The sequence below is a fragment of the Arthrobacter sp. 05L421 genome (assembly GCF_056397785.1).
This window is the reverse complement of record NZ_JBFTOC010000004.1, coordinates 266723-289544: the sequence shown is the minus strand read 5'-3', so window position 1 is coordinate 289544 and position 22822 is coordinate 266723. Positions and strand designations below refer to the sequence as shown.

General features: G+C 68.2%; 18 protein-coding genes. 7 read left to right on the top strand and 11 right to left on the bottom strand.

All coding sequences use genetic code 11. The features are described from left to right. Positions 1-2: 2 nt before the first annotated feature. The gene (locus tag AC1DKQ_RS07950) at positions 3-1568 is read right to left on the bottom strand and encodes an SDR family oxidoreductase (RefSeq protein WP_476918633.1); all 1566 of its coding nucleotides are present in this window, start codon (positions 1566-1568) and stop codon (positions 3-5) included. Positions 1569-1789: 221 nt separating this feature from the next. On the opposite strand from AC1DKQ_RS07950, the gene mfd reads away from it, so the two are divergent. Continuing rightward, positions 1790-5467 carry a transcription-repair coupling factor gene (gene mfd, locus AC1DKQ_RS07945; RefSeq protein ID WP_476918632.1) on the top strand — a complete coding sequence of 1226 codons (3678 nt, stop codon included), beginning with the start codon at positions 1790-1792 and terminating at the stop codon, positions 5465-5467. 4 nt (positions 5468-5471) lie between these two features. After that, positions 5472-6302 (top strand): metal-dependent hydrolase, encoded by an 831-nt coding sequence (locus AC1DKQ_RS07940; RefSeq protein ID WP_476883690.1) that lies wholly within the window; start codon positions 5472-5474, stop codon positions 6300-6302. A gap of 85 nt (positions 6303-6387) precedes the next feature. Here AC1DKQ_RS07940 and AC1DKQ_RS07935 read toward each other — a convergent pair whose 3' ends face one another. From AC1DKQ_RS07935 to nirB, 6 genes are all read right to left on the bottom strand, one after another. Then, a complete protein-coding gene (locus AC1DKQ_RS07935) occupies positions 6388-6612 on the bottom strand; it encodes a hypothetical protein (RefSeq protein ID WP_476883689.1) in 225 nt (74 codons plus the stop codon). Between the two features lie 55 nt (positions 6613-6667). After that, positions 6668-7366 carry a deoxyribose-phosphate aldolase gene (deoC, locus tag AC1DKQ_RS07930; RefSeq protein ID WP_476918631.1) on the bottom strand — a complete coding sequence of 233 codons (699 nt, stop codon included), beginning with the start codon at positions 7364-7366 and terminating at the stop codon, positions 6668-6670. A 159-nt stretch (positions 7367-7525) separates the two neighbouring features. Further along, positions 7526-8470: an FAD-dependent oxidoreductase gene (locus AC1DKQ_RS07925; RefSeq protein ID WP_476883687.1), complete on the bottom strand. Its 945-nt coding sequence runs from the start codon at positions 8468-8470 to the stop codon at positions 7526-7528. 219 nt (positions 8471-8689) lie between these two features. Beyond that, the gene (locus tag AC1DKQ_RS07920; RefSeq protein ID WP_476918630.1) at positions 8690-9901 is read right to left on the bottom strand and encodes a uroporphyrinogen-III synthase; all 1212 of its coding nucleotides are present in this window, start codon (positions 9899-9901) and stop codon (positions 8690-8692) included. A gap of 8 nt (positions 9902-9909) precedes the next feature. After that, positions 9910-10944, bottom strand: a complete 1035-nt coding sequence (cobA, locus tag AC1DKQ_RS07915) for a uroporphyrinogen-III C-methyltransferase (protein WP_476918629.1) — start codon at positions 10942-10944, stop codon at positions 9910-9912. A 2-nt stretch (positions 10945-10946) separates the two neighbouring features. Next, the gene (nirB, locus tag AC1DKQ_RS07910) at positions 10947-13643 is read right to left on the bottom strand and encodes a nitrite reductase large subunit NirB (RefSeq protein WP_476918628.1); all 2697 of its coding nucleotides are present in this window, start codon (positions 13641-13643) and stop codon (positions 10947-10949) included. A 256-nt stretch (positions 13644-13899) separates the two neighbouring features. Here nirB and nirD point away from each other — a divergent pair, with 256 nt between their 5' ends. Next, the gene (gene nirD, locus AC1DKQ_RS07905; RefSeq protein WP_476918627.1) at positions 13900-14280 is read left to right on the top strand and encodes a nitrite reductase small subunit NirD; all 381 of its coding nucleotides are present in this window, start codon (positions 13900-13902) and stop codon (positions 14278-14280) included. Here nirD and AC1DKQ_RS07900 read toward each other — a convergent pair. Further along, on the bottom strand, positions 14277-16016 hold the full coding sequence (locus AC1DKQ_RS07900) for a phospho-sugar mutase (RefSeq protein WP_476918626.1): 1740 nt from the start codon (positions 16014-16016) through the stop codon (positions 14277-14279). The genes nirD and AC1DKQ_RS07900 overlap by 4 nt on opposite strands. A gap of 128 nt (positions 16017-16144) precedes the next feature. Here AC1DKQ_RS07900 and AC1DKQ_RS07895 point away from each other — a divergent pair, with 128 nt between their 5' ends. Next, positions 16145-16624: an RrF2 family transcriptional regulator gene (locus AC1DKQ_RS07895; protein WP_476918625.1), complete on the top strand. Its 480-nt coding sequence runs from the start codon at positions 16145-16147 to the stop codon at positions 16622-16624. Between the two features lie 87 nt (positions 16625-16711). Here AC1DKQ_RS07895 and AC1DKQ_RS07890 read toward each other — a convergent pair whose 3' ends face one another. Then, complete coding sequence (locus AC1DKQ_RS07890; protein WP_476918624.1) at positions 16712-17530, bottom strand: purine-nucleoside phosphorylase; 819 nt, start codon at positions 17528-17530, stop codon at positions 16712-16714. Positions 17531-17638: 108 nt separating this feature from the next. Here AC1DKQ_RS07890 and AC1DKQ_RS07885 point away from each other — a divergent pair, with 108 nt between their 5' ends. After that, positions 17639-19054, top strand: a complete 1416-nt coding sequence (locus tag AC1DKQ_RS07885) for an NAD(P)H-quinone dehydrogenase (protein WP_476883679.1) — start codon at positions 17639-17641, stop codon at positions 19052-19054. A gap of 36 nt (positions 19055-19090) precedes the next feature. Beyond that, positions 19091-19783, top strand: a complete 693-nt coding sequence (locus AC1DKQ_RS07880; RefSeq protein WP_476918623.1) for a hypothetical protein — start codon at positions 19091-19093, stop codon at positions 19781-19783. A 13-nt stretch (positions 19784-19796) separates the two neighbouring features. On the opposite strand, the gene AC1DKQ_RS07875 is transcribed toward AC1DKQ_RS07880, so the two are convergent. Next, positions 19797-21254, bottom strand: coding sequence for a benzaldehyde dehydrogenase (locus AC1DKQ_RS07875; RefSeq protein WP_476918622.1), 1458 nt, complete (start codon positions 21252-21254; stop codon positions 19797-19799). 215 nt (positions 21255-21469) lie between these two features. On the opposite strand from AC1DKQ_RS07875, the gene AC1DKQ_RS07870 reads away from it, so the two are divergent. Beyond that, a complete protein-coding gene (locus AC1DKQ_RS07870; protein ID WP_476918621.1) occupies positions 21470-22015 on the top strand; it encodes a flavodoxin domain-containing protein in 546 nt (181 codons plus the stop codon). 63 nt (positions 22016-22078) lie between these two features. On the opposite strand, the gene AC1DKQ_RS07865 is transcribed toward AC1DKQ_RS07870, so the two are convergent. Continuing rightward, positions 22079-22771, bottom strand: coding sequence for a hypothetical protein (locus AC1DKQ_RS07865; protein ID WP_476883675.1), 693 nt, complete (start codon positions 22769-22771; stop codon positions 22079-22081). Positions 22772-22822: the final 51 nt, after the last annotated feature.

Here is a 22822-nt window from a genome sequence, read left to right as displayed (position 1 = left end):
TCCTACGGCGTGTGCACGGCAGGCTCCGATTCGAGATTTTCCAGATCCCTGGCGGCCGCGGTGATATTCCGTGACATGGCGGGAAATATGACGCTGTGGAACGGCAGGACGGCCAGCCAGTAAAGGCGGCCGCTGAGGCCCTTGGGGAAGAAGATGGCGCGCTGGTGGTACCGGCTGCCCGTCCCCTCCGGCTCCACGGAAAGTTCCAGCCAGGCCCGGCCAGGAGCCCGCATTTCGGCCCGCAGCCGCAGCAGTCGGCCGCGGTCGATCTGCTCGACCCTCCACCAGTCCACCACTTCGCCCTCCGCGAGCAGATGCGGGTGCCGGCGGCCGCGCAGCAGCCCTGCCCCGCCGGTCAGCTTGTCCAGCCAGCCGCGCACCTGCCAGGCCAGCGGCAGGGAGTACCAGCCGTTCCGGCCGCCGATTCCCTCGATGATGGTCCACACGTGCTTCGGGTCCACGTCGCTGGGGAAGCTGCGCTCGTCCACGAACACTCTGTGGCCGGACCAGTCCGGGTCGCTCGGCAGCGGATCGGCGTCCACCCCGGCGCTTGCCCACGTGGTTTCCACCTGGCCGTCGCGTTCCTTTCCCAGGGCGAGGGCCACGGCACGCCGGTAGGAGGTCAGGCCGCCCTCGGGCACACGGATGCAGTCATCGATGTCGTGCTCCCGGGAAACGGCGTCGTGCTGCAGCGATTCCACGAGCGGCAGGGACATGGAGAGCGGGATCGGCGTTACAAGGGCCACCCACAGGCCCGCCAGCTTGGGGGCCGGCACCGGCAGGGCCAGGACCCAGCGGCGGGGGAGCCCGGCCTCCGCGGCGTATTCCCGCATCATTCCGGCGTAGCTGAGCACCTGGCGGCAGCCGATATCAAACGTCCGGTTGATGTCACCTTCCAGCGAGGCCGCCGCCACGAGGTAGTACAGGACGTCGCGGACGGCGATCGCCTCGATCTTGTTGCGCACCCAGCTTGGGGCCGGCATGAGCGGGAGCGTCTCGGACAGGTGCCTGATCATTTCGAACGACGCCGAGCCTGAGCCGATGACGACGCCGGCCTGGAACACCACTGCGTCCACCGGGCTGTCCAGGAAGACTTTCCCCACCGCCTCGCGGGAGCGCATGTGCGTGGAAAGTTCGGCCCCGGCCGGGTGCAGGCCGCCGAGGTAAACAATCCGGTCCACTCCGGCTGCGGCCGCGGCGTGGGCAGCCGTCGCGGCCATGGCTTTTTCCTTGTCCTCGAATCCGGCTCCGGCCGCCATGGAATGGACGAGGTAATACAGGACGTCGACGCCGTCGAGCGCCTCCCGCAGGGCCTCGCCGTCGTCGAGGCTGCTGTGGACCACCTCGACGTCGTCCACCCAGGGCACGCCGGCGATCTTGGCCGGGGTCCGGACCACCACTTTGACCCGGTGCCCGGCTTCCAGGAGCCGGGGGACCAGCCGCCCGCCGATGTAGCCGGTGGCCCCGGTGACCAGCACGGTTTTCCGGGAGGCGGCCTTCGCGGAAGCTGCCTGCGGGGATGGAGCAGGCGTCGGAGTGGGTTCAGGGGTAGCGGTCGTGCCGTTCATGGTGACTCCTTGTCGGCCGGCAGTTGGCGGGTGGCCTACCAAGCTATTCGGTGCCCCGGCCACTTCGGATGGGCCCCCCTCTTCCTGCCAGCCTAGCCCCGCCGGTCCAGACCCGTCGGCCTGGCCGTGGCCTCCGCGGTAGGCTTGGAGGACCCGGGATTCTCACGAATTTCGGCTATTCGTGTTGCCTGCACCCCGTGATCACATCAGGAGCAACAGCTATGAGCCTCAACGGCCCCTCTCTCACCGGTCTGCGCCGTGTCCTCGCCGAAGACCGGAATTACGCGCGGGTCCAGGCTGAGGCCGCCCGCGGGTTCGCCGCCCGCAGCGAGGACTACCAGATCAGCGCCCCGGCCGGAATGCGGTCCGCGCTGCTCGCCGAAATGGCGGACGGACTCACGACGCAGGCGGCGAACGAAACCGGCGCTGCCGGAAACGGCGCCGTCCGTCCGGTGCCCGTGGTCCTGGCCGTCACCGCGACTGGCCGTGAGGCCGAGGACCTGACCGAGGCCCTGCGCGCCTTCCTGCCGGCCGACGCCGTGGCCGAGTTCCCAAGCTGGGAGACCCTGCCGCATGAGCGCCTCTCCCCGCGCTCGGACACCGTGGGCCGGCGGCTTTCCGTGCTGCGGCGGCTCGCACACCCCGAGTCGTCCACCGCCGGTGCGCTGCGCGTCGTGGTGGCCCCCGTGCGCGCCGTCGTCCAGCCAATCGTCGCCGGTCTGGGCGAACTGGTGCCTGTGACGCTGAAGCTCGGCCAGGAGACCCCCTTCAGCAGCGTCGTCAAGAGCCTCGCCGACGCCGCCTACGCCCGGGTGGACATGGTGACGCGCCGCGGCGAGTTCGCCGTCCGCGGCGGCATGCTGGACGTCTTCCCGCCCACGGAGGACCACCCTATCCGGGTCGAGTTCTTCGGCGACGAGGTGGACCAGATGCGCTGGTTCGCCGTCGCCGACCAGCGCTCGCTGACCGGGCCCGGCCTGCACCACCCCACCGAACTCCACGCCCCGCCGTGCCGCGAAATCCTGATCACACCCTCCGTCATGTCCCGCGCAGCCACCCTGAAGTCCCAGCTCCCGGCCGCCGCGGACATGCTGGAGAAGATCGCCGGCGGCATCGCCGTCGAGGGCATGGAATCGCTGGCCCCCGTCCTGGTGGACGCCATGGTGCCGTTCCTGGACCAGCTTCCGGCCGGTTCCATCTCGGTGGTGATCGAGCCGGAGAAGGTCCGCACCCGTGCCCACGACCTCGCCGCCACCAACGAGGAATTCCTCGAGGCCGCCTGGTCCACGGCGTCCGACGGCGGCACGGCGCCGCTGGATTTGAGCTCCGCGGCGTCCGAGGCTTTGCATTCGGCCAGCTTCCGTTCGCTGACGGAAACCCGCACTGCCGCCCTGGAGCACGGCGTTTCCTGGTGGTCCATCACGTCGTTGGCCAGCGACGAAGAGCTGCTGCCCGACGTCGACGTGCTGAACCTGCATGCCCGGGAACCCCGCGGCTACCAGGGCGACGTGGCGGAGATGATGGACTTCATCGGCTCCCGCGTCCGGGACCAGTGGCGGATCGTCGTGGTCACCGAGGGCCCCGGCCCGGCGCAGCGTCTCGCCGAACTCTTCCACGACAACGACATTCCCTGCGCACGGGTGGACACCCTCGAGGCGGATCCGCAGGCCGGGCTGATCGAGGTGACCACCGCCGCCGTCGGCCGCGGATTTGTCCTGGATCCGCTCAAGCTGGCGCTGCTCACCGAGGCGGACCTCTTGGGCCGCACCTCCGCGGGTTCCACCAAGGACATGCGCCGGATGCCGTCCAAGCGGCGGAACGCCGTGGACCCGCTGCAGCTGGTGGCCGGGGATTCCGTGGTGCACGAACAGCACGGCATCGGTCGGTTCGTGGAGCTGATCCAGCGCCGGGTGGCCGGGGGCGGCGACGGGGTGCGCGAATACCTGGTGCTGGAATATGCCCCGTCCAAGCGCGGAGCCCCGGGGGACCGGCTCTTTGTGCCCACCGACCAGCTGGACCAGGTCACCCGGTACGTAGGCGGGGACACCCCGGCGCTGAGCAAGATGGGCGGCGCGGACTGGGCGAGCACCAAGTCCAAGGCCCGCAGGGCGGTCAAGGAGATCGCCGGCGAGCTGATCCGGCTGTACTCGGCCCGGATGGCCTCCCGCGGCTACGCCTTCGGCCCGGACACCCCGTGGCAGCGGGAACTGGAGGAGGCCTTCCCGTATGTGGAGACCCCGGACCAGCTGACCACCATCAACGAGGTCAAGGCCGACATGGAGCGCGAGATCCCGATGGACCGGCTCATCTCCGGTGACGTCGGCTACGGCAAGACCGAGATCGCGGTCCGGGCCGCGTTCAAGGCCGTCCAGGACGGCAAGCAGGTGGCCGTGCTGGTGCCCACGACGCTGCTCGCCCAGCAGCACTACGAGACCTTCACCGAACGGTTTTCCGGTTTCCCGCTGGTGGTCAAGCCGCTGTCCCGCTTCCAAAGCGGCAAAGAGGCCAAGGAAACCGCCGACGGCGTCAAGAGCGGCTCCGTGGACGTGGTGATCGGCACGCACCGGCTGCTGTCAAAGGACTTCGGCTTCAAGGACCTCGGCCTGGTGATCGTGGACGAGGAGCAGCGCTTCGGCGTCGAACACAAGGAGGCGCTGAAGAAGATGCGCACCAACGTGGACGTCCTGGCCATGAGCGCCACCCCGATTCCGCGGACCCTGGAAATGTCCCTGACCGGCATCCGCGAGACCTCCACGCTGGCCACCCCGCCGGAGGAACGGCACCCCGTGCTGACCTACGTGGGCCCGTACACGGAGAAGCAGACCTCGGCCGCGATCCGCCGCGAGCTGATGCGCGAAGGCCAGGTGTTCTTCGTCCACAACCGGGTGTCCACGATCGACCGCACCGCGGCGAAGATCCGCGAACTGGTCCCGGAGGCTCGGGTGGAGGTGGCGCACGGGCAGATGTCCGAGAGCCGGCTGGAACAGATCATCGTGGACTTCTGGGAAAAGCGCTTCGATGTCCTGGTCTGCACCACCATCATCGAGACCGGCTTGGACATCTCCAACGCCAACACCCTGATCGTGGACGGCGCGGACAAGTACGGACTGTCCCAGCTGCACCAGCTGCGCGGACGGGTGGGCCGCGGCCGGGAACGCGCCTACGCCTACTTCCTCTACCCCTCGGAAAAGCCGCTCGGCGAGGTGGCGCTGGAACGGCTCAAGGCTGTCGCGACGCACAACGAGCTCGGCGCCGGCATGCAGCTGGCCATGAAGGACCTGGAGATCCGCGGGGCCGGCAACCTGCTGGGCGGCGAGCAGTCCGGCCACATCCAGGGCGTCGGCTTTGACCTCTACATCCGGCTGGTCGGCGAGGCCGTGGCCGAGTACCGGGGCGAGGCCGAGGAGAAGGCCGCCGAGATGAAGATTGAACTGCCGGTCAACGCGCACCTGCCGCACGACTACGTGCCGGGCGAACGGCTGCGCCTGGAGGCCTACCGCAAACTGGCCAGCGCCATCACCTACGAGGCGATCGATGAGGTCCTCGCGGAGCTCGTGGACCGCTATGGCGAGCTGCCGCTGCCCGCCACAAACCTGATTGACGTTGCCCGGTTCCGGGTGGGCGCCCGCGAGGCCGGACTGTCCGACGTCGCGCTGCAGGGCAACTTCATCAAGTTCTCCCCGGCGCAACTGCCGGAGTCCAAGCTCATGCGACTGACCCGGATGTACCCCGGCGCGCAGGCGAAGCCGGCCCTGGACGCCGTGCTCGTCCCCAAGCCCAAGACCGCCAGGATCGGCGGCCGGGACCTGCAGGACGCCGAGATCCTCGAGTGGGCCAACGGCGTCATCCGCAACATATTCTCGGACTCGGCTGTCTCGGCCACACAGGCGGTGAAATAAGCGAATGATGGGAGGACATCACGCCGCGTCGGGAGCCGCGGCGTGGGTGGCTATTGCCTCAACCGGCCCGTACGCGCTCGGCTGGTACCCGCTGGATCCCACGGGAATCGTGATCGGCGCCATGGCGACGGCGGGGACCGCGCTGGTCTGCGACTGGGACCACCGCGCCAGCACCGTGGCGCATGCGCTGCCGCCGGTGTCCAACCTGGTGGCGCGCGGGATCGAGAACGTCAGCGGGGGCCACCGGCAGGGCACGCATTCGGTGCTGGGCGCGGCGTTCTTCGTGCTGCTGGCCACGATCGCCGGGCAGTGGCAGGTGCAGACCCAGTGGGGGCTGCTGTCCGTCGGGGCCGGCCTGGTGTGCATGTTCATGATCAACATCGCGGTGAAGGCACTGAAACTCTTTCCGAAGTACGGCTGGATCAGCAACTGGATCTTCGGGCTGCTCATGGCAGGAGTGGTGACGTGGTTTGCGCCGCACCAGTGGACCTGGCTGCCGGTCTCGATGCTCACCGGGGTGCTGGTGCACATTGTGGGGGACATGATCACCACCGGGGGAGTGCCGCTGCTCTGGCCACTGGTGATCAAGCCGCCGAAGGTCCTGCGGAAACTGCCGCTGCTCAAGAACATCTGGAGAGCCAACGGGGCGTTCTCCATCCCGCTGTTGGGCAGGGCGGGCTCACGGCGGGAATGGTTCGTCCTCATCCCGGTGAGCGGCTACGCGATGGTGGGGATGTTCGGCGCCGGCCTGGCCGTGGCCAAAGCGCACTTCCCGGCAGCCCTGGCGCTGGGCACGGGGCTGGTCAAGGGCCTGTTTGCGCTGGTGCCCGGCTAGGCCGCACTCATTTAGATGTGAGGGTTTCTTAAATGACTGAAGCTCCGGAATATCCGGAGCTCAGTCATTCAAGAAAGCGAGAGGCCTAGTTTTCGCCGGCCGAATCCGAACGGCCCAGCAGGGTCTGCGGGATCCAGAACGAGAGGGCGAAGAGGACCAGGCAGACAGCCATCGGCCAGACGTTTTCCAGCGTCAGGAAGGCCAGCGAGTAGATTGCACCGAGGAACAGGACCATCATCGGCACGAACAAGGCGATGCTGGATCCGAGGCTGTTCTCGACTCGCCGGGACGGGGTGGTGTTGCTGGACATTCGTTCCTCCTCGGCCCCGGGGGGCTCTCAAAACTGTGGGCACTGCCGGCGTGGATCAGTACGCGGACGAACCCTGTTCACCCTTGACGATCGCAATGCCGGAGCTGGCGCCAATACGTGTTGCACCTGCAGCAATCATAGCCTGAGCGTCGGCCAGGGACCGCACGCCGCCGGAGGCCTTGACGCCAAGGTCCGGACCGACGGTGCGGCGCATGAGCGCGACGTCCTCGGCGGTGGCACCGCCGCCGTTGAAGCCCGTGGAGGTCTTCACGAAGTCCGCCCCCGCTTCAACCGCAGCCTCGCAGGCGAGCACCTTCTGGTCATCGCTTAGCAGGGCCGTTTCGATGATGACCTTCAAGATGGCCTCGCCTTCGTGCACGGCGTCGGCGACGGCGGCGATGTCATCCACCAGCGCGCCCTTGTCATTGGCGCGGGCCGCGGCGATGTTGATGACCATGTCCACCTCTTCGGCACCGTCCAGGACCGCGCCGCGGGCCTCGAAGGCCTTGACGTCGCTCGGCGTGGCGCCCAGCGGGAACCCGACCACGGAGCACGTCAGGACGCCGGAGCCCTTGAGCGCCTTCTTGACGGTCTTGACCCATACGGGGTTCACGCAGACCGACTTGAAGTGGTATTCGGACGCCTCGGCGCACACTTTGAGGATCTCCGCCTCGCTGGCCTCCGGCTTGAGCAGCGTGTGGTCGATGTAGGAGGCGATGTTGGGCGTGCCCGCGGTGGCGGCGTCGTGGCTCATGGTGGTCCCTTTCGTGGCGGGCCTGGGACGCGGCGGTCCCTTCCCGGGCCTTGTGGGCCTGCGGGCCCTGGCGGCGCCGCATGGTGCGCGGCTTATCAGGGAACCATCTTGCCATAGGAACATGCCGTGTGGATGCCCAGCCGGGCCGCCCCCGCACGCTCAGGCCGCGACCGCCAGGGGCCGGGCCATCGTGGCTTGAAGCAGCTGGGAAGCACACACCGACGCGGCCGAACCGGAGGCCACGAGCAGTCCCAGCCGGACGCCGTCGTAGGCTGCGGCGTCACCGATCGCCCAGATGCCCGGCACGGAGGTGCGGAAGTCCTGGCCGATGACAATCCCGCCCCGCGGCGCGGTGGTCAGCCCGGCCGTGGCGGCCAGTTCGTCGCGGGCGATGCGCTCCTCGGCCAGGATCACGAGGTCCCCGTTCATGCTGGACCCGTCCTCGAAGACGATGCCGGACGCCGGCAGGACGGACCCGGCGATGGTGGGTACGACGGCGGCGGGGCGGACGGTGGTGCGGACGGGGCGGACGCCGCGGGCACGGAGCACTGCCTCGGCCTGGCCGGCGGCGGAGCCCGTGCCGACCAGGATGCCCAGCGGACGCCGGCCCAGGACCCGGGTGACGTCCTTGACGGCCTCGCCCAGCCGGGCGGCGTCGTCGATCGTGGAATAGCTCAGGCACCGCGCGGCCCCTTCCACCGGTGCCTCGGCGGGGGCCGAACCGGTGGCGATGACGAGCTCGTCGTAGTCGAATTCCATGCCGTCGGCGGTGGTCACGCGGCGGTTTTCCGCGTCGATGTAGCTGGCCGGCTGGCCAAAACGGACGGACACCTGGGGCAGGACGGCGAGTTCCAGCAATTCCTCCGGGGCGTCGTCCCGGTTGCTGAGGACCGTGATGGCGCCGGCAAACGGGGTCCGGGTGAGCTGCCGGACGAGGGCCTGGGCGGCCGTACCGGCGCCGGCGATGACGATCCTGGGCCGGGCGGCCGTTGTGACTGTCGTCGGAGAGGCGGTGCCGGGAGCGGCTTCCGCCGAGGGGGACGTGCCGGAGGTGGGAGACAATGCCGGAGCGGACATGTTCAGGCCCTTTCGCTGGGTGGCCATCGTGTGGCCGGTGTGCTTGATGAACCCCAGCGTAGGCGTCCGATTTTTCCGGGGTGTTTCCCGGGTGTTGCCGCTTTTGCCCTGCCTGTTCGCCAGTATTTACCGGCTGGTAATGTCGTGCGTCACACCTCCGCGGCGGCCGGCCACATCAAAGCAACGCGGGGTCACTTAGCGCCCATCAGGGGCTGTGGGATGGGCGCTAAGTGACCCCGCGTTGAGTTACACCCGGATCCGGTAGCCGCGCTTCACCACGGTTTCCACCAGGCGGGTGTCCGGCAGCGCGGACCGCAGCCGGCTGACGGTCATGTCCAGGGCATGCACGGAGCCGCGCAGTTCCAGGAGGTCCGAGAGCGCTTCGCGGGACAGCACGGCCCCGCCGGCGCCGATGAGCGCGCGCAGCAGCAGTAGGGGTGCCGGTGCCATGTCGACCGCCTCGCCGTTGATCCGCAGCGAGCGGCCGCGCAGCTCAATGCTGCCGGAAGCGGTATCGAGCCGGCGGACGTGGTTGAGCGCCAGGTGCTCGCAGACCAGCCGGATCAGGGCGCCCATCCGGAAGCGTTCCGGGATCAGTGGGTGCAGCCCGGCGTCCAGCAGCGGCTGAGCGGTGATGGGCCCGACGACGGCGGTCGCCACAGTAGTCTTCAGGCTCTCCACAAGCTGTTTGTAGACGCCCATCTCGTGCGCCGTGCTCCACATGGCGTCCACGGCGGGGGCGCTCGTGAAGGTCAGGACATCCAGGTTGCCGCTGCACGCGGCTTCGATGAGCTTGGGCAGCCGGTCGGCGCCGTCGGGCTTCACCCAGCGGTACGGGGTGACGGTCAGGACGGTGGCGCCGGACATGCGCAGGCGCTCAAGCTGGCGGACATCGGTGTAGCCGTGTAGCTGCACCGCGACTGTCTTGCCCCGCACACCCTCGGCAAGGAGCATGTCCACGAGCGTGGCCGTGGTCTCGTCGCTGCTGATGCCGACGTCGGCAAGCCCGGCCGCACGCACGGCGCCGCGTGCTTTGGGCCCGCGGACGAACATCCGGGTGGCGGACAGGGTCTCGAGCAGCTGGTCGCCGATGCCGAACGTGTCCGCGGCCTCGCACCAGCGGCGCATGCCGTAGGCGGTGGTGGCGATGCAAAGATCGGGCCGGGCGGCGATGATCGCCCGCGTGTCCTCGATCAGGCTCTCGTCCTCCCGGACTGGGGCGATCTTCAGGGCCGGGGCGTGAAGCACCTCAGCACCGCGGCGCTCGAGGGCCTCGATGAGGTCCTGCGAGCGGCGGTGCGAGGTGACACCGATCCGGAAGCCGTCCAAGGGAAGGTCCCGTTCGGTCGCGTCCTCCGCAACGCCCGGCGCGGGTGCTCCGGACGGTGCGGGGATCAACGGAGTTAAGGGTGCGCCGGGTTCCGGGAAGGTTGCGGCGGCGGCATTCAATGCGCTCATGGGAATCCTTACGCCTCCATCAGTGATGCGGCCAGTCGGTCGAGCTCTGCGGTGGCTTCGGCACAGCCCAGGTTGGCCTCGGCCACCCGGACAACCTCCCCGATCACCAGGACGGCGGGGTTGCTGCAGCCGGCGGCCGCGGAGGTGATGGTGCCCAGCTCGGCGATCGTGGTGCGCTGGCCGGGGCGGTAGCCGCGTTCGACGACGGCCATCGGCATATCGGCCCGCATCCCGGCCCGGCGAAGCCCGGCCGCGAGGTGGTGCAGGGTGCCGATGCCCATCAGGACCACAATAGTTCCGCCGAGCCCGGAAAGGTGCGTCAATTCGTTCTCGGTCAGCGGCGCATGGCCTGAAACAACAGTGAACATGTGGCTGACTTCGCGGTGCGTGACCGGGATGCCGGCGGCGGCCGGAACCGAGATGGCGCTGGTCACGCCGGAGATGACGCGGACCGGAACACCGGCCGCGACGCAGGACGCGACTTCCTCGCCGCCGCGGCCGAACACATAGGGGTCCCCGCCCTTGAGGCGGACCACGTTGTTGCCGGCCAGCGCGCTTTCCACCATGAGCTTTTCGATGTCGGCCTGGCTGACCTTGTGGTGGCCGGGCTTCTTGCCCACATCCACCAGCTCGGCCGAGGTCAGGGACGGCAGGTCCTGGTACGGGGCGAGCCGGTCGTAGAAGACGACGTCGGCATCCCGCAGCGCCGCCACGGCGGCGACGGTGAGCAGCTCGGCCGTGCCGGGGCCGCCGCCGACGAGTGTGACGTGTCCCACAGGGCCGGCCGCTGGCTCGGCCGCCACCGGAATGCCGGCGGCATGGCACCGGCCCACCAGGGCCCCCCAACCGGGCTGGCCGTCGTCGACGGCCGCCACCAGGAACGGGCGCTCGGGCAGCGGGCCGTCAATGCCTTCGCCCTGAGGGGAGCTGAGGCGGAACACGATGGCCCCGGCCGCCTCGTAGCGCCGCGCGGCCTGCCGCGCGGCGTGGTCCGCGCCGGTGACCAGGACTTCGCGTCCGGTGAGGTCAATGGTGAGCTGCATGGCTATACCTCGTTCTCGTCAGGCTGTCCCGGGGTGGTGGCACGGACCGGGATGGAAGCGCCGATCAGGACTGGCTGCTGGCCGGCCAGTGCCTTTTCTTCTGCCGTGGCGGGGCGCATCTGGCCGCGCTCGTCGGAGACGAAGGTGATGGAATCGTCCTTCTGGTCCGGGGCGTTGACGAAGGAGCGGAAGCGGCGGAGGCGCTCGGGATCCTTCAGGGTGTCGGCCCATTCGTCGACGTAGGTGTCAACATGTTTGGCCATGGCGGCCTCAAGGTCCTCGGCGATGCCCAGGGTGTCGTGCACCACCACGTCCTCGACGTGCTTGATGCCGCCGTCGAGCTCTTCCTGCCAGCGCGCGGTGCGCTGCAGGCGGTCGGCGGTGCGGATGTAGTACATAAAGTAGCGGTCGATGTACCTGATCAGGGTTTCGTCGTCGAGGTCCTTTGCCAGCAGCTGGGCGTGCGCCGGGGTGGCCCCGCCGTTGCCGCCGACGTACAGGTTCCAGCCGTCCGCGGTGGCGATGACGCCGACGTCCTTGCCCCGGGCCTCCGCACATTCGCGGGCGCAGCCGGAGACACCCATCTTCAGCTTGTGCGGGCTGCGCAGGCCGCGGTAGCGCAGCTCAAGCGCGATGGCCATGGCCACCGAGTCCTGGACCCCGAAGCGGCACCACGTGGAGCCGACGCAGGACTTCACCGTGCGCAGGCTCTTGCCGTAGGCCTGGCCGGATTCGAAGCCGGCATCCACCAGCAGCTTCCAGATTTCCGGGAGCTGCTCCAGCCGGGCGCCGAACATATCGATCCGCTGGCCGCCGGTGATCTTGGTGTAGAGGCCGTACTGTTCGGCGACCGCGGCGATCACGCCGAGTTTCTTCGGGGTGATCTCGCCGCCGGCGATCCGCGGAACCACCGAGTAGGTGCCGTCCTTCTGCATGTTGGCCAGGGCGCGGTCGTTGGTGTCCTGCAGCGTGCCGCGGCCGGCGTCCAGGACGTAGGCGCTGTTCTGGCTGGCCAGGATGTTGGCGATGGTCGGCTTGCAGATATCGCAGCCGGCCCCTGTGCCGTACTTGGCCATGATCTCCTCGAAGGAGGTCAGTTCCAGGACCCGGATGGCGTCGAAGAGTTCCTGGCGGGAGAGCTCGATGTGTTCGCAGAGTGCCCTGGAGACCTCGACGCCGGACTTGGTCAGCTCGGTCTCTAGCAGCTTCTTGAGCATCGGCACGCAGGAGCCACAGCTGGTTCCGGCGCGGGTGCAGCCCTTCAGCTCGCCGAGTTCCTGGACCGGCGCGTTGCCGTCGCAGGCGCCGCAGCCGTTGACCGCGGCGCGGATAGTTCCCGCGGAGACGTTGTTGCAGGAACACAGGATGGCGTCGTCCGGCAGCTCGGTCTCCGGGGCGTCGCCGCCGCCGGCCGCGGTGAGGTACGCGCCGGGCTCGGCGGCCAGTTCGCGGCCCAGCATGGGGCGCAGGGACGTGTAGGGTGAGGCGTCGCCAACGAAGATCCCGCCGAGTAGGGTCTTGGCGTCGTCCGTGGTGACGATCTTCTGATAGACGCCGCGCGCGGGGTCGGCATAGACGATTTCGAGCGCGTGTTCTGTGCGGGCGAAGGCGTCGCCGAAGCTGGCGACGTCGACGCCGGAGAGCTTGAGCTTGGTGGCCGTGTCGAAGCCGGGGAAGGTTGCGCTCCCGCCGTGCAGCCGGTCCGCGACGATTTCGGCCATTGTGTTGGCCGGGGCAACGAGGCCCAGGCACATGCCGCCGAAGTTGGCGACCTCCCCGATTGCCCAGATGCCGGGAACCTCTGTGGAGCAGTCGTCGGAGATGACGACGCCGCCGCGCGGGCCCAGCTGGAACTGCTGCACTCCCTTTTGCCCATCCGGGCCCTCTGCGGCCCGGAACAGCTCATCGCGGGGCCGCACGCCGATCGCAACGATCACGATGTCGGCGTCGATGATCCGGCCGTCGGCCATGAGGACGCCGGTGACCTGGCCGTCGTCGTCGGAGAGGACCTCGGAGGGGAACACCCCGCCGTGGACGGTGAAGCCCTTGGCCTCGATGAGCCGGCCGAGCGACTGTCCGGCACCTTCGTCCAGTTGGGTGTTCATGAGCCATGGCGAGCCGTTAATGACGATCGGGGTGGCGCCGAGCTGTTCGGTGCCGGCCGCCGATTCCAGGCCCAGCAGACCGCCGCCGATGGTGACCGCGTTGACCTTGCGGCCAAGCTTCCCGGTGAGGTCCGCGATCGCCTTGTTGATGGCCCAGACGTCGTCAAGGGTGCGGTACACGTGGGTGAGTTCGGAGCCCGGGATGGGCAGGCGGGCCGCGTCCGAGCCCGTCGCGACCACGAGCTCGTCATACGGATAGACGGTTCCAGCCGCGGTCTTCACCGTCTTGTCGGCGGCGTCGATGCTGATGACGCGCTCGCCGGTCTTCAGATTCAGGGCCGTGTGGTCCCACATGGAAGCGCTACCCAGGGTGAGGTCGACGTCGCTGTCGGTGAGTGCCTTGCTCAGCGCGACGCGGTCGTACGGGAGGTGGGCTTCCTCGGTGAGGACTGTAACGTGCCAGCCATCGAGTCCGCGGGCGTGCATCGCATCTGCGAAACGGTGCGCTGCGGGGCCGCCGCCGGCCACCACAATACGGCGCGGGGCGGCGCTGGCTGCGCCCTGGTTCGGGTGGCTTGAGGGGTGTCCGGTCACGGTGGGCCTTTCGCATGGGCCGCAGACGGTGCTCTGCAGCTTGTCGTCCCAGACTAGGCAAAGGGAATTTCGCTACAGTTTCCCTTATGTTTCGTGATCTTAACTTCTGCATCACGAAAGCATTTCCGGCCGCGTGAGCTCTCTTTTACGCGCCGGACACATCCGGCGCGTCCGGATGAAACACCGCGGGCCTAGCTTGAATATGTGGCCGCAGCAGCGGTTGAGCCCGTAGGGGATGTATCAGAGAGGGGCCGGGATGACCGCCGTACTTGAAACCGCAACGCTCGAGTTTGAGGATCAGGCATTTGGATCCGCAGCCGGCTGGCACCGGGTGTGTGCCGTGACGGACCTGGAACCCGCGTGGGGCGAGGCGGCACTGATTGCCGGCCGCCAGGTTGCCCTGTTCCGCACGGTGTCCGGTGAGGTCTTCGCCGTCGCGCAGGAAGACCCGGCCACCGGGGCGAACGTCATGGCCCGCGGCATTACCGGATCCCGCGGGGACCGCCCCACGGTGGCTTCGCCGTTGTACAAGGAGGTCTACGACCTCGCTACGGGGGAGTGCCTCGGCAACCCGGAACTCCGGCTCGCCACCTTCGGTACCCGGATTGTGGGCGGGTACATTGAGGTAGGGCTTTAGAGGCCCAGCGCCTCGCGGACGTCCGCCAGGACGCTGTCCAGCGCGGCGCGGGCCTCGTCCCGGGCTGCCGGAAGTTCGGCGGCCGAACCGACGCTGCGGATGACCTCCAGGTAGCACTTGAGCTTCGGTTCCGTGCCGCTGGGACGGATGATGACGCGGCTGAGGTCCCTCGTCAGGTACAGCAGGCCCTCAGTGGGCGGGAGTTCCTCGGTGCCCACGGCCAGGTCCGTGACGGCCTCGACGCCGGAGCCGCCGAACGATTCCGGCGGCCTGACCCGCAGCCGGTTCATCATCGCGTCCAGCAGGCCGAGGTCCGCCACCCGGATGCTGAGCTGGTCGCTCGCGTGCAACCCGTGCACCAGGTAGAGCTCGTCCAGGGTGTCGAAGATGGTTTTGCCCTCGGCCTTAGCAGCCGCCGCGAGTTCGGCGATCAACACCGCCGCGGAGATGCCGTCCTTGTCGCGCACCAGCGACGGGGCGACGCAATAGCCCAGCGCCTCCTCGTAGCCGTAGACCAGCCCCGGCACGCGGGCAATCCACTTGAAACCGGTCAGGGTTTCCTCGTGGGCGTAACCCGCGGCGGCCGCGATCCGCGCCAGCAAGCGGGAAGACACAATCGAGTTGGCGAACACGCCGCCCGCAGGCTCGCCGCCGGCCGCCTGACGCGCCACGATGTGGGCACCGAGCAGGGCGCCCACCTCATCGCCGCGCAGCATGCGCCACGCGCCGGTGGCCGGGTCCTTCGCCGCCACGGCTGCCCGGTCGGCGTCGGGATCGTTGGCGATCACGATGTCGGCGCCCTCGCGCGTCGCCGCCTCGAGCGCCAGATCCAGTGCGCCGGGTTCTTCCGGGTTGGGGAAGTTCACCGTGGGGAAGTCAGGATCCGGCTGCGCCTGTTCCGCGACGAGCGTGACGTCGGCGAAGCCGGCGGCGTTCAGCACAGCCACAGCCGTTTCCCCGCCCACGCCGTGCATGGGGGTCAGGACGATCTTCAGCCGGCGGGCCGGGAAGTGCTGCGGAACCGCCAGGGCCGCGACGGCGTCCTGGTATTCGGTCGCGATCGAGGGCTCCAGCACCGTCCACCCGTCGGTGGCCAGTTCGATCGAGTCCAGGGCGCCGACGGCAGCGATCTTCGCCGCTATCAGGGCATCGTAGGGTTCCACGATCTGGGCGCCGCGGCCGCTTTCCTCAACCGCGTGACGGCCGAGGTACACCTTGTACCCGTTGTCCTGCGGCGGGTTGTGGCTGGCTGTGACCATGACGCCGCCGTCGCAGTCCAGCGCCCGCACCGCGTACGCGAGCAGCGGGGTGGGCAGCGCCGACGGCATCAAAAAGGTTTCAACACCGGCAGCGGTAAGGATCGCGGCGGTTTCCTCGGCGAAAATATCGGAGTTGTAGCGGGCGTCGTAACCGACGACGGCGCGCGGCCGGGTGCCGGGGGAGGCCTGCTGGACGGCGTTCGTGAGGAACGCTGTGAAGCCGGCGGCGGCGCGGCGGACCACCACGCGGTTCATCCGGTTCGGTCCCGGGCCGAGGGCCGCCCGCAGTCCGGCGGTGCCGAACTGGAGGGTGCCGCTGAAGCTGTCGGCCAACTCCTGGCGGGCCGCGGCGACGCCGCCATCGGTGAGGCGGATCAGCTCAGCCAGGGTGGCGGCGGTGGCGGGGTCCGGGTCCTGGGTGGCCCAGTCGCGGGCATCGCTCAGGAGTCGGGCGAGGTCGGCATCAGAAGACGTCATAGGAACCAAACTATCGCCAATCGTTGGCGATACCTGCCCGGAGAATCGAGAGTTGGGGTTTCAGTTCCATCTCAAAGCTTCCAGCGGGACCTTGACACCCAAATTTCCGGACACGTAGCGTCTGGAATATGAAGATGGGCCGTGGCGTGGAATGGGCCGTGCACAGTTGCGTCAATATGGCATGGACTCCGCCCGGGGAACCAGTGAATAGCGCCCGGCTGGCCGAGTTCTACAAACTCCCGGCCGCCTACCTTAACAAGCAGTTTCAGTCGCTGGTCCGGGCCGGTGTGCTGGAATCCGTCTCCGGGCCCCGCGGCGGATTTCTCTTGGCGCGCAGGCCGGAAAACATCACGGTGCTGGACATCGTGCTGGCGCTGGAGGGCCAGGAGGCCGCCTTCCGGTGTGAGGCGATCCTCGGGAATGTCCCCGAGCCGGACCGGCAGGAGAATTTTGCGCGGACGTGCCTCATTTCCCAGACGATGCGCCAGGCCGAACTCGCGTGGCGGCAGGCGCTGGCGCGCCAGAGCATCGCCGGGATCGCAGACTCGATCGAGCGGCGGTTCCCGTCCGACAAGGAAAAGATCCTGGACTACTTGGCTGTGGAATGATCGCAGCGGGGTAGTCCAGGATCTGTGGCAGGGCTTAAAAGAGGCCCCGGCCAGGGCATAGATCAGGGCCTAGGTAAGGGCCCGGGTTCAGAGTTTGGCGATGATCTCCGCGAGCAGCTTGGAAATCCGCGGGCCGGCGGCCTGGCCAGCTTCAAGGACCTCGCCGTGGCTGAGCGGCACGGGGCTGATCCCGGCGGCGAGGTTGGTCACCAGCGAGATGCCAAAGACCTCCATGCCGGCATGACGCCCGGCAATGGCCTCCAGGGCCGTGGACATGCCCACCAGATCGGCGCCGATCCGCTTGGCGTACTGCACCTCGGCGGGGGTCTCGTAGTGCGGGCCCGTGAACTGGGCGTAGACGCCCTCGTCCAGGGACGGGTCCACCTCACGGGCCAGGCTGCGGATCCGGGAGGAGTACAGGTCCGTCAGGTCCACAAACGTTGCCCCTTCCAGCGGAGAGGTGGCGGTGAGGTTGATGTGGTCGCTGATGAGCACCGGCGTACCGGGCGTCCAGTTCTCGTTGAGCCCGCCGCAGCCGTTGGTCAGCACGAGGGTCTTGCAGCCGGCGGCCGCGGCGGTGCGCACGCCGTGAACCACGGAGCGGACGCCCTTGCCCTCGTAGTAGTGCGTGCGTGCGCCCAGGACGAGGGCCCGCTTTCCCTCTTTGGTCAGCACCGAGCGGATGGTGCCCACGTGCCCCACCACGGACGGTGCGGAGAAGCCGGGGATTTCCGCGGCGGAGAGGGTGGCGGTGGTCTCGCCGATGAGCTCGGCGGCGTCGCCCCAGCCCGAGCCGAGGACCAGCGCGACGTCATGGGAATCGACGCCCGTCTCTTCGGCGATGTAGGCGGCGGCGTCGCGGGCGGCGTCGAAAGGGTCCGTGTTGAGGAATTCTGTATAACTCACTGGTACAAGTTATCGCGGCTCGGCCCTGCTGCCCAGCATGCCCGGCCGGTTCTGCACGCGGCCCGGATTCTTGGTGGCTCCGGTTCGGATGGTGGACAATGGTTGATTGTGACTACGCACCCTGACTTCAGTTCACCCCGCATCGCAATTCTCGGCGGAGGGCCCGGCGGCTACGAAGCCGCCATGGTCGCCGCCTCGCTGGGGGCCCAGGTCACCATCATCGAGCGTGCCGGGCTCGGCGGCTCCGCGGTGCTGACCGACGTCGTGCCCTCCAAAACCCTGATCGCGACGGCAGACCTGATGACCCGCATGGGTGAGGCGGGCGAGCTGGGCGTCAAGTTCGACGTCGACGGCGGCGACTTTGCCCCGGCGATGCGCGCGGACCTCAAGCACATCAACGACCGCCTGCTCCGCCTGGCGCGGAAGCAGTCGGAGGACATCCAGGCCGGGCTGGAACACCAGAACGTCCGCATCGTGATCGGCTCCGGCAAGCTGCTGGACAACCACACTATCGAGGTCCTGACCGCCGACGGCACCGAGACGGTGGAAGCCGACACCATCCTGCTGGCGGTCGGCGCCCACCCGCGCGAGCTGCCCACCGCGCGTCCGGACGGCGAGCGCATCCTGAACTGGGCCCAGATCTACAACATGGACGAACTCCCCGAAGAGCTCATCGTGGTGGGTTCCGGTGTCACGGGGGCAGAATTCGCCTCGGCCTACAACGGCCTGGGCTCCAAAGTCACCCTGATTTCCAGCCGCGACCGCGTGCTGCCGGGCTCGGATACCGACGCCGCCGAGGTCCTCGAGGGTGTCTTCGAACGCCGCGGACTCAAGGTCCTCTCCCGTGCCCGCGCCGAGACCGTGGAGCGCACGGAGGACGGCGTCGTGGTCACCCTCGGCGACGGTTCCAAGGTGACCGGCAGCCACTGCCTCGTCTGCGTCGGTTCCATCCCGAACACCGCCGGCATCGGTCTGGAGGAAGCCGGCGTCGCGCTCACCGAGAGCGGCCACATCAAGGTCGACGGCGTCTCGCGCACCACGGCGCCGAACATCTACGCCGCGGGCGACTGCACCGGCGTCCTGGCCCTGGCCTCGGTGGCCGCGATGCAGGGCCGGATCGCCGTGGCCCACTTCCTGGGCGACGCCGTCATGCCGATCAAGCTGCACCAGGTGGCATCCAACATCTTCACCTCGCCCGAGATCGCCTCCGTGGGCGTGTCCGAGGCCGAGATCGACTCCGGCAAGTACCAGGGCGACATCATCAAGCTGTCCCTGCGCAGCAACGCCCGCGCCAAGATGCGGAACCACCGCGACGGCTTCATCAAGATCTTCGCCCGCAAGGGCTCCGGCACCGTCATTGGCGGGGTGGTGGTGGGCCCGAACGCCTCCGAGCTCATCTTCGCGATCTCGATCGCCGTGACGCAGAAACTGCATGTCGACGACATTGCCAGCACTTTCACCGTGTACCCGTCGCTGAGCGGCTCCATCTCCGAAGCAGCCCGGCGGCTCCACGTCCACATGTGACACGAGATCATATGTGACCAAACGGAGGCTGTAGCCATGCAGAGTCCCCGCACTGTTGTTGACTCCGTGGACCAGCACCCCGTGCTGCCCTCCGGCCCGGCGGAATGCTTTGCCGGGTACGGCGTGATGGGCGTTCCGTTCAGCTCCGGCTACGTCCTTGCCCTGCGGCATTTTCCGGCCTCCTCGGTCGGCCCGGGGTACAACTCTATTTGGATCCGTGACCCTGCCGGGGTCTGGACGATGCACAGCACCGTTGAGCCCGGGTCCTCCTGCCCCCGCTACTTCGGCAGCGCCCTCGGAGCGGCGTCGACGGGCGGGATCTCGATCCGATGGCGCGACGACTACTCCTTCAGCGTGGAGGTCGCTGACGGGGTGGACCTGAGCTGGGACCTGACGCTGGCGGCGACCCCGGTCACCCGGCTCATGTCCGCGGTGTCCGGCGCCGTTCCGGAGCGGCTGTGGCGGAGCCGGGCGTTCCTGCGCGTCATGGGGGCCATCGCCGGGCCGGTGCTGGGGGCGGGGCACCTCGGATTGACGGGCAAAGTGCCCAACGGCCAAAGCTTTGGGGCGCGCCCGCGGCGGATGTGGTTTGTCCGCGAAAGCACGGCTCACCTCAAAGGGCACAGCCTGGGACACACCGCGGCCCTTCCTGTCCAAGACAGGCTCGGCGACTTCTGGATCCCGCAGCGCGGTATCTTCATGATCGGCTCGTCCGTATTCGACCCCTAGAAGTGTTCGAGCCCTAGAACGGGTATGGTGCGATGTCCGGCCGCATGGTCAGCCACTGAATTTCCGTGAAGGATTCCATGTTGGCGTGATGGCCGCCGATCCGTGAGCCGTTGCCCGAGTTCTTGACCCCGCCAAAGGGCGAGTTGGCCTCGTCGGACACGGTCTGTTCGTTGATGTGGACCTTGCCGGAGTCGAGCCGGTCGGCGATCGTCATGGCCATGCCGACGTCGCCGAGAATCCCGATCGAGAGCCCGTATTCGTTGTCGTTGGCCAGAGCCACAGCCTCGTCCACGGTGGAGAACTTCATCACCGGGGCCACGGGACCGAAGATTTCGTCCTTCCACGCCGGGCTGGCGAGGTCGAGGTCGGCGAGCACAGTGGGCCGGTAGAAGCGGCCGTCATGGCTGCCGCCTGCTGCCAGCCGCGCTCCACCCTGGACCGCGTCCTGGACGATCGTATCCACCCGGTGGAGCTGCTTCTCGTCGATCACCGGGCCGAGTGCCACCGTTCCGCTCTTGGGGTCGCCCACCGGCAAATGCCGAGCCTTTTCCGCCAGGGCACTGACGTAGTCCTCATAGATGTCCGCGTGCACGATATGCCGGCCGGATGCCATGCAGATCTGCCCCTGGTGCATGAAGGAGCCAAACGCGGCGGCGGAAACAGCCTTGGGGAGGTCAACACCGGGCAGCACGATCATGGCGTTATTCCCGCCGAGTTCCAGATGGGCACGCTTGAGCAGCCTGCCGGCCGCCTCGCCCACTTTGCGGCCCGCCGCCGTCGACCCCGTGAAGGCAACGACGCGGACCTCGGGCGCCTCGACGACGGCGGCGCCGATATCGGCGCCGCCGGGCAGGAGCGACAGGAGGCCGGGGGGAAGGCCAGCCTCCTCGAACACCCGAACCAGGGTGACGCCGCCACAGACCGCCGTGCGCGGGTCGGGCTTTAGCAGCACGGCGTTGCCGAGTGCCAGCGCCGGGGCGACGGCGCGGATGGAGAGGATGAGCGGAAAGTTGAAGGGCGCGATCACCGAGACGACGCCGACGGGGCGGCGCCGGGCAAAGGACCAGCGGTTCTCGTTCGAGGTCAGCACATCGCCGGCCGGGAGGGAAGGCAGGGCCGAGGCGTCGTAGCATTCGTTGGCGGCGATATGGGTTTCCAGCCCTGCCTTGGGCGGGATGCCACCGGATTCCCTGACGATCCAGTCCTGAATTTCCGCAGCATGCTCCTCCCAGAGCTGTCCCGCGCGGCGCAACACGGCGGCGCGGTCCTCCGGATTACGGGCGGCCCATTCCTTCTGCGCTTTCGCGGCCACGGCGGCGGCCTCGCGGACGTCCTCCACGGAGGCAACGCCATAGTGGCCCAACGTCTCGCCCGTTGCAGGTTCGACGGCGTCGCCGGTCCCGCCGCTGCCGGGCCGCCAGCCGTTGACGTAGATCTTGCCCTCCCAGTGGGCGGAGTCGAGCAGGGACATGTGGTGTCCTTTCGTCGTGGATGCCTGTGTACCGGCCGGTCGCACAAGAACCGGACCGGGCCTGGGTCAATCTCATGTCGGCGGGCCGCCGTCGTCAAGAGCACGGCGGTGAAGAGCACGGCCGTCAAGAGCACGGCCTTGAGGAGGGAAGTGCCGCAATGGCCCAGGGACCTTCGGCCGTACCCCGCCACTGCCGGCCGCAACATCATGGATTCATGGCCAACGTCTATATCCCCTACGGCACCGTTGAAGGACAGACAGCGCAGATCGCTGACTACATGGCCGAGCTGATCCGGGCGCACGGGCACCAGGCAGAGACGGCGGACCTCAAACATGCGGGCGACACCCTCCCGGCCGGCTACGACGGCGTCATCGTGGCCGCTTCCGTTCATATGGGCAAACACGAGGGGCATGTCACGGACTTTGTGAAGAAGAACCGCGGCGAGCTCGAGCGTTTGCCCTCCGCCCTGGTGTCCGTCAGCATGGCCGCCCACGGAGACCAGGAACACGCCGAGGGTTACGTGGAGAAATTCGAGGAGACCACGGGGTGGCGGCCCGCCCACGTCGAATTGTTCGCCGGCGCGCTGCTGTACACCCATTACGGCTTCATCAAGAGGCACCTGATGAAGAAAATCGCCAAGGACAAAGGTTCCCCGGATACGGACACCAGCCGTGACTATGTCTACACCGAGTGGGATGGCGTCCAGCGCTTCACGGAAGACTATCTGGCGTGGATGGCCAAGCCGGGCAGTCAGAAGTAGGGCCGAGCGTCAGGGGCAGGGCTCAGGTGCGGAATTCAGACGTGCAGGATTCAGAAATAGGGCTCAGGAGTAGGCGTACGGCGGAACCGTGTCGCCGGGGGCGAAGGGTTTGAACCACTCTTCGAAGCCCAGACTTGCGGCGTCGTCCTCGAGAACATCGAGGTTCTCGGAGTACAGCGCTTCGCTGTCGGCATCCTCCAACAGAACTTCCTCGACGTCGGCCCGCCAGTCCTCCGGAAGGTCCAATTCGTAGATTTCTTCGGTGATTTCCGCCTGATCGAGCAGGCAACGGACGGCAAGTTCCGCTGCAAGGCATCCGGGGGCGGTCCAGCCCCGGACCAGGGACGCTGTGACGTCTGCCGCGACCACAACGAACTTCTGGGTGAATTTCGCGTCGTAGCTGGCCGCGAACTGCGGCGGCAGCGAGGACAGGACCGAGGTCCCGGCGATGTCGGCCGGCGTGATACCGTCCAGCGTGCTGAGCGTTCCGAGGTCGCGGAACAACTGGTCGATCAGGATGCTGGAGGAGTTCCACAGGAGTCCGGCCAGCAGGCGTGTCTGGCGCACGGCTATGTGACGGTCGACCGGAGAGACGGCGGCCATCTCTGCCAGGTCCTCGGGATCAAACTGGAGCCGCTGCTCCGCCGTCATGTCGTCCGGGTGCGGATCGAGCCCCAGCAGTTCCAGGCTCAGCCCGGTCAGTTTCCCGGCGTCCGCCAGCAGTTCTTCGGTGATGTCGTCGTCGTCGGCGTCCATGCCCCCGATGCTACCCGCCGTTTGTTTCCGGCCCGATTCGCGTTACGCGGC

What these genes read in the sequence shown, in the direction of transcription:
- AC1DKQ_RS07950 (WP_476918633.1), bottom strand. Translation starts at nt 1,568, where the DNA reads ATGAACGGCACGACCGCTACCCCTGAACCCACTCCGACGCCTGCTCCA.
- mfd (WP_476918632.1), top strand. Translation starts at nt 1,790, where the DNA reads ATGAGCCTCAACGGCCCCTCTCTCACCGGTCTGCGCCGTGTCCTCGCC.
- AC1DKQ_RS07940 (WP_476883690.1), top strand. Translation starts at nt 5,472, where the DNA reads ATGATGGGAGGACATCACGCCGCGTCGGGAGCCGCGGCGTGGGTGGCT.
- AC1DKQ_RS07935 (WP_476883689.1), bottom strand. Translation starts at nt 6,612, where the DNA reads ATGTCCAGCAACACCACCCCGTCCCGGCGAGTCGAGAACAGCCTCGGA.
- deoC (WP_476918631.1), bottom strand. Translation starts at nt 7,366, where the DNA reads ATGAGCCACGACGCCGCCACCGCGGGCACGCCCAACATCGCCTCCTAC.
- AC1DKQ_RS07925 (WP_476883687.1), bottom strand. Translation starts at nt 8,470, where the DNA reads ATGGCCACCCAGCGAAAGGGCCTGAACATGTCCGCTCCGGCATTGTCT.
- AC1DKQ_RS07920 (WP_476918630.1), bottom strand. Translation starts at nt 9,901, where the DNA reads ATGAGCGCATTGAATGCCGCCGCCGCAACCTTCCCGGAACCCGGCGCA.
- cobA (WP_476918629.1), bottom strand. Translation starts at nt 10,944, where the DNA reads ATGCAGCTCACCATTGACCTCACCGGACGCGAAGTCCTGGTCACCGGC.
- nirD (WP_476918627.1), top strand. Translation starts at nt 13,900, where the DNA reads ATGACCGCCGTACTTGAAACCGCAACGCTCGAGTTTGAGGATCAGGCA.
- AC1DKQ_RS07900 (WP_476918626.1), bottom strand. Translation starts at nt 16,016, where the DNA reads ATGACGTCTTCTGATGCCGACCTCGCCCGACTCCTGAGCGATGCCCGC.
- AC1DKQ_RS07895 (WP_476918625.1), top strand. Translation starts at nt 16,145, where the DNA reads ATGAAGATGGGCCGTGGCGTGGAATGGGCCGTGCACAGTTGCGTCAAT.
- AC1DKQ_RS07880 (WP_476918623.1), top strand. Translation starts at nt 19,091, where the DNA reads ATGCAGAGTCCCCGCACTGTTGTTGACTCCGTGGACCAGCACCCCGTG.
- AC1DKQ_RS07875 (WP_476918622.1), bottom strand. Translation starts at nt 21,254, where the DNA reads ATGTCCCTGCTCGACTCCGCCCACTGGGAGGGCAAGATCTACGTCAAC.
- AC1DKQ_RS07870 (WP_476918621.1), top strand. Translation starts at nt 21,470, where the DNA reads ATGGCCAACGTCTATATCCCCTACGGCACCGTTGAAGGACAGACAGCG.
- AC1DKQ_RS07865 (WP_476883675.1), bottom strand. Translation starts at nt 22,771, where the DNA reads ATGGACGCCGACGACGACGACATCACCGAAGAACTGCTGGCGGACGCC.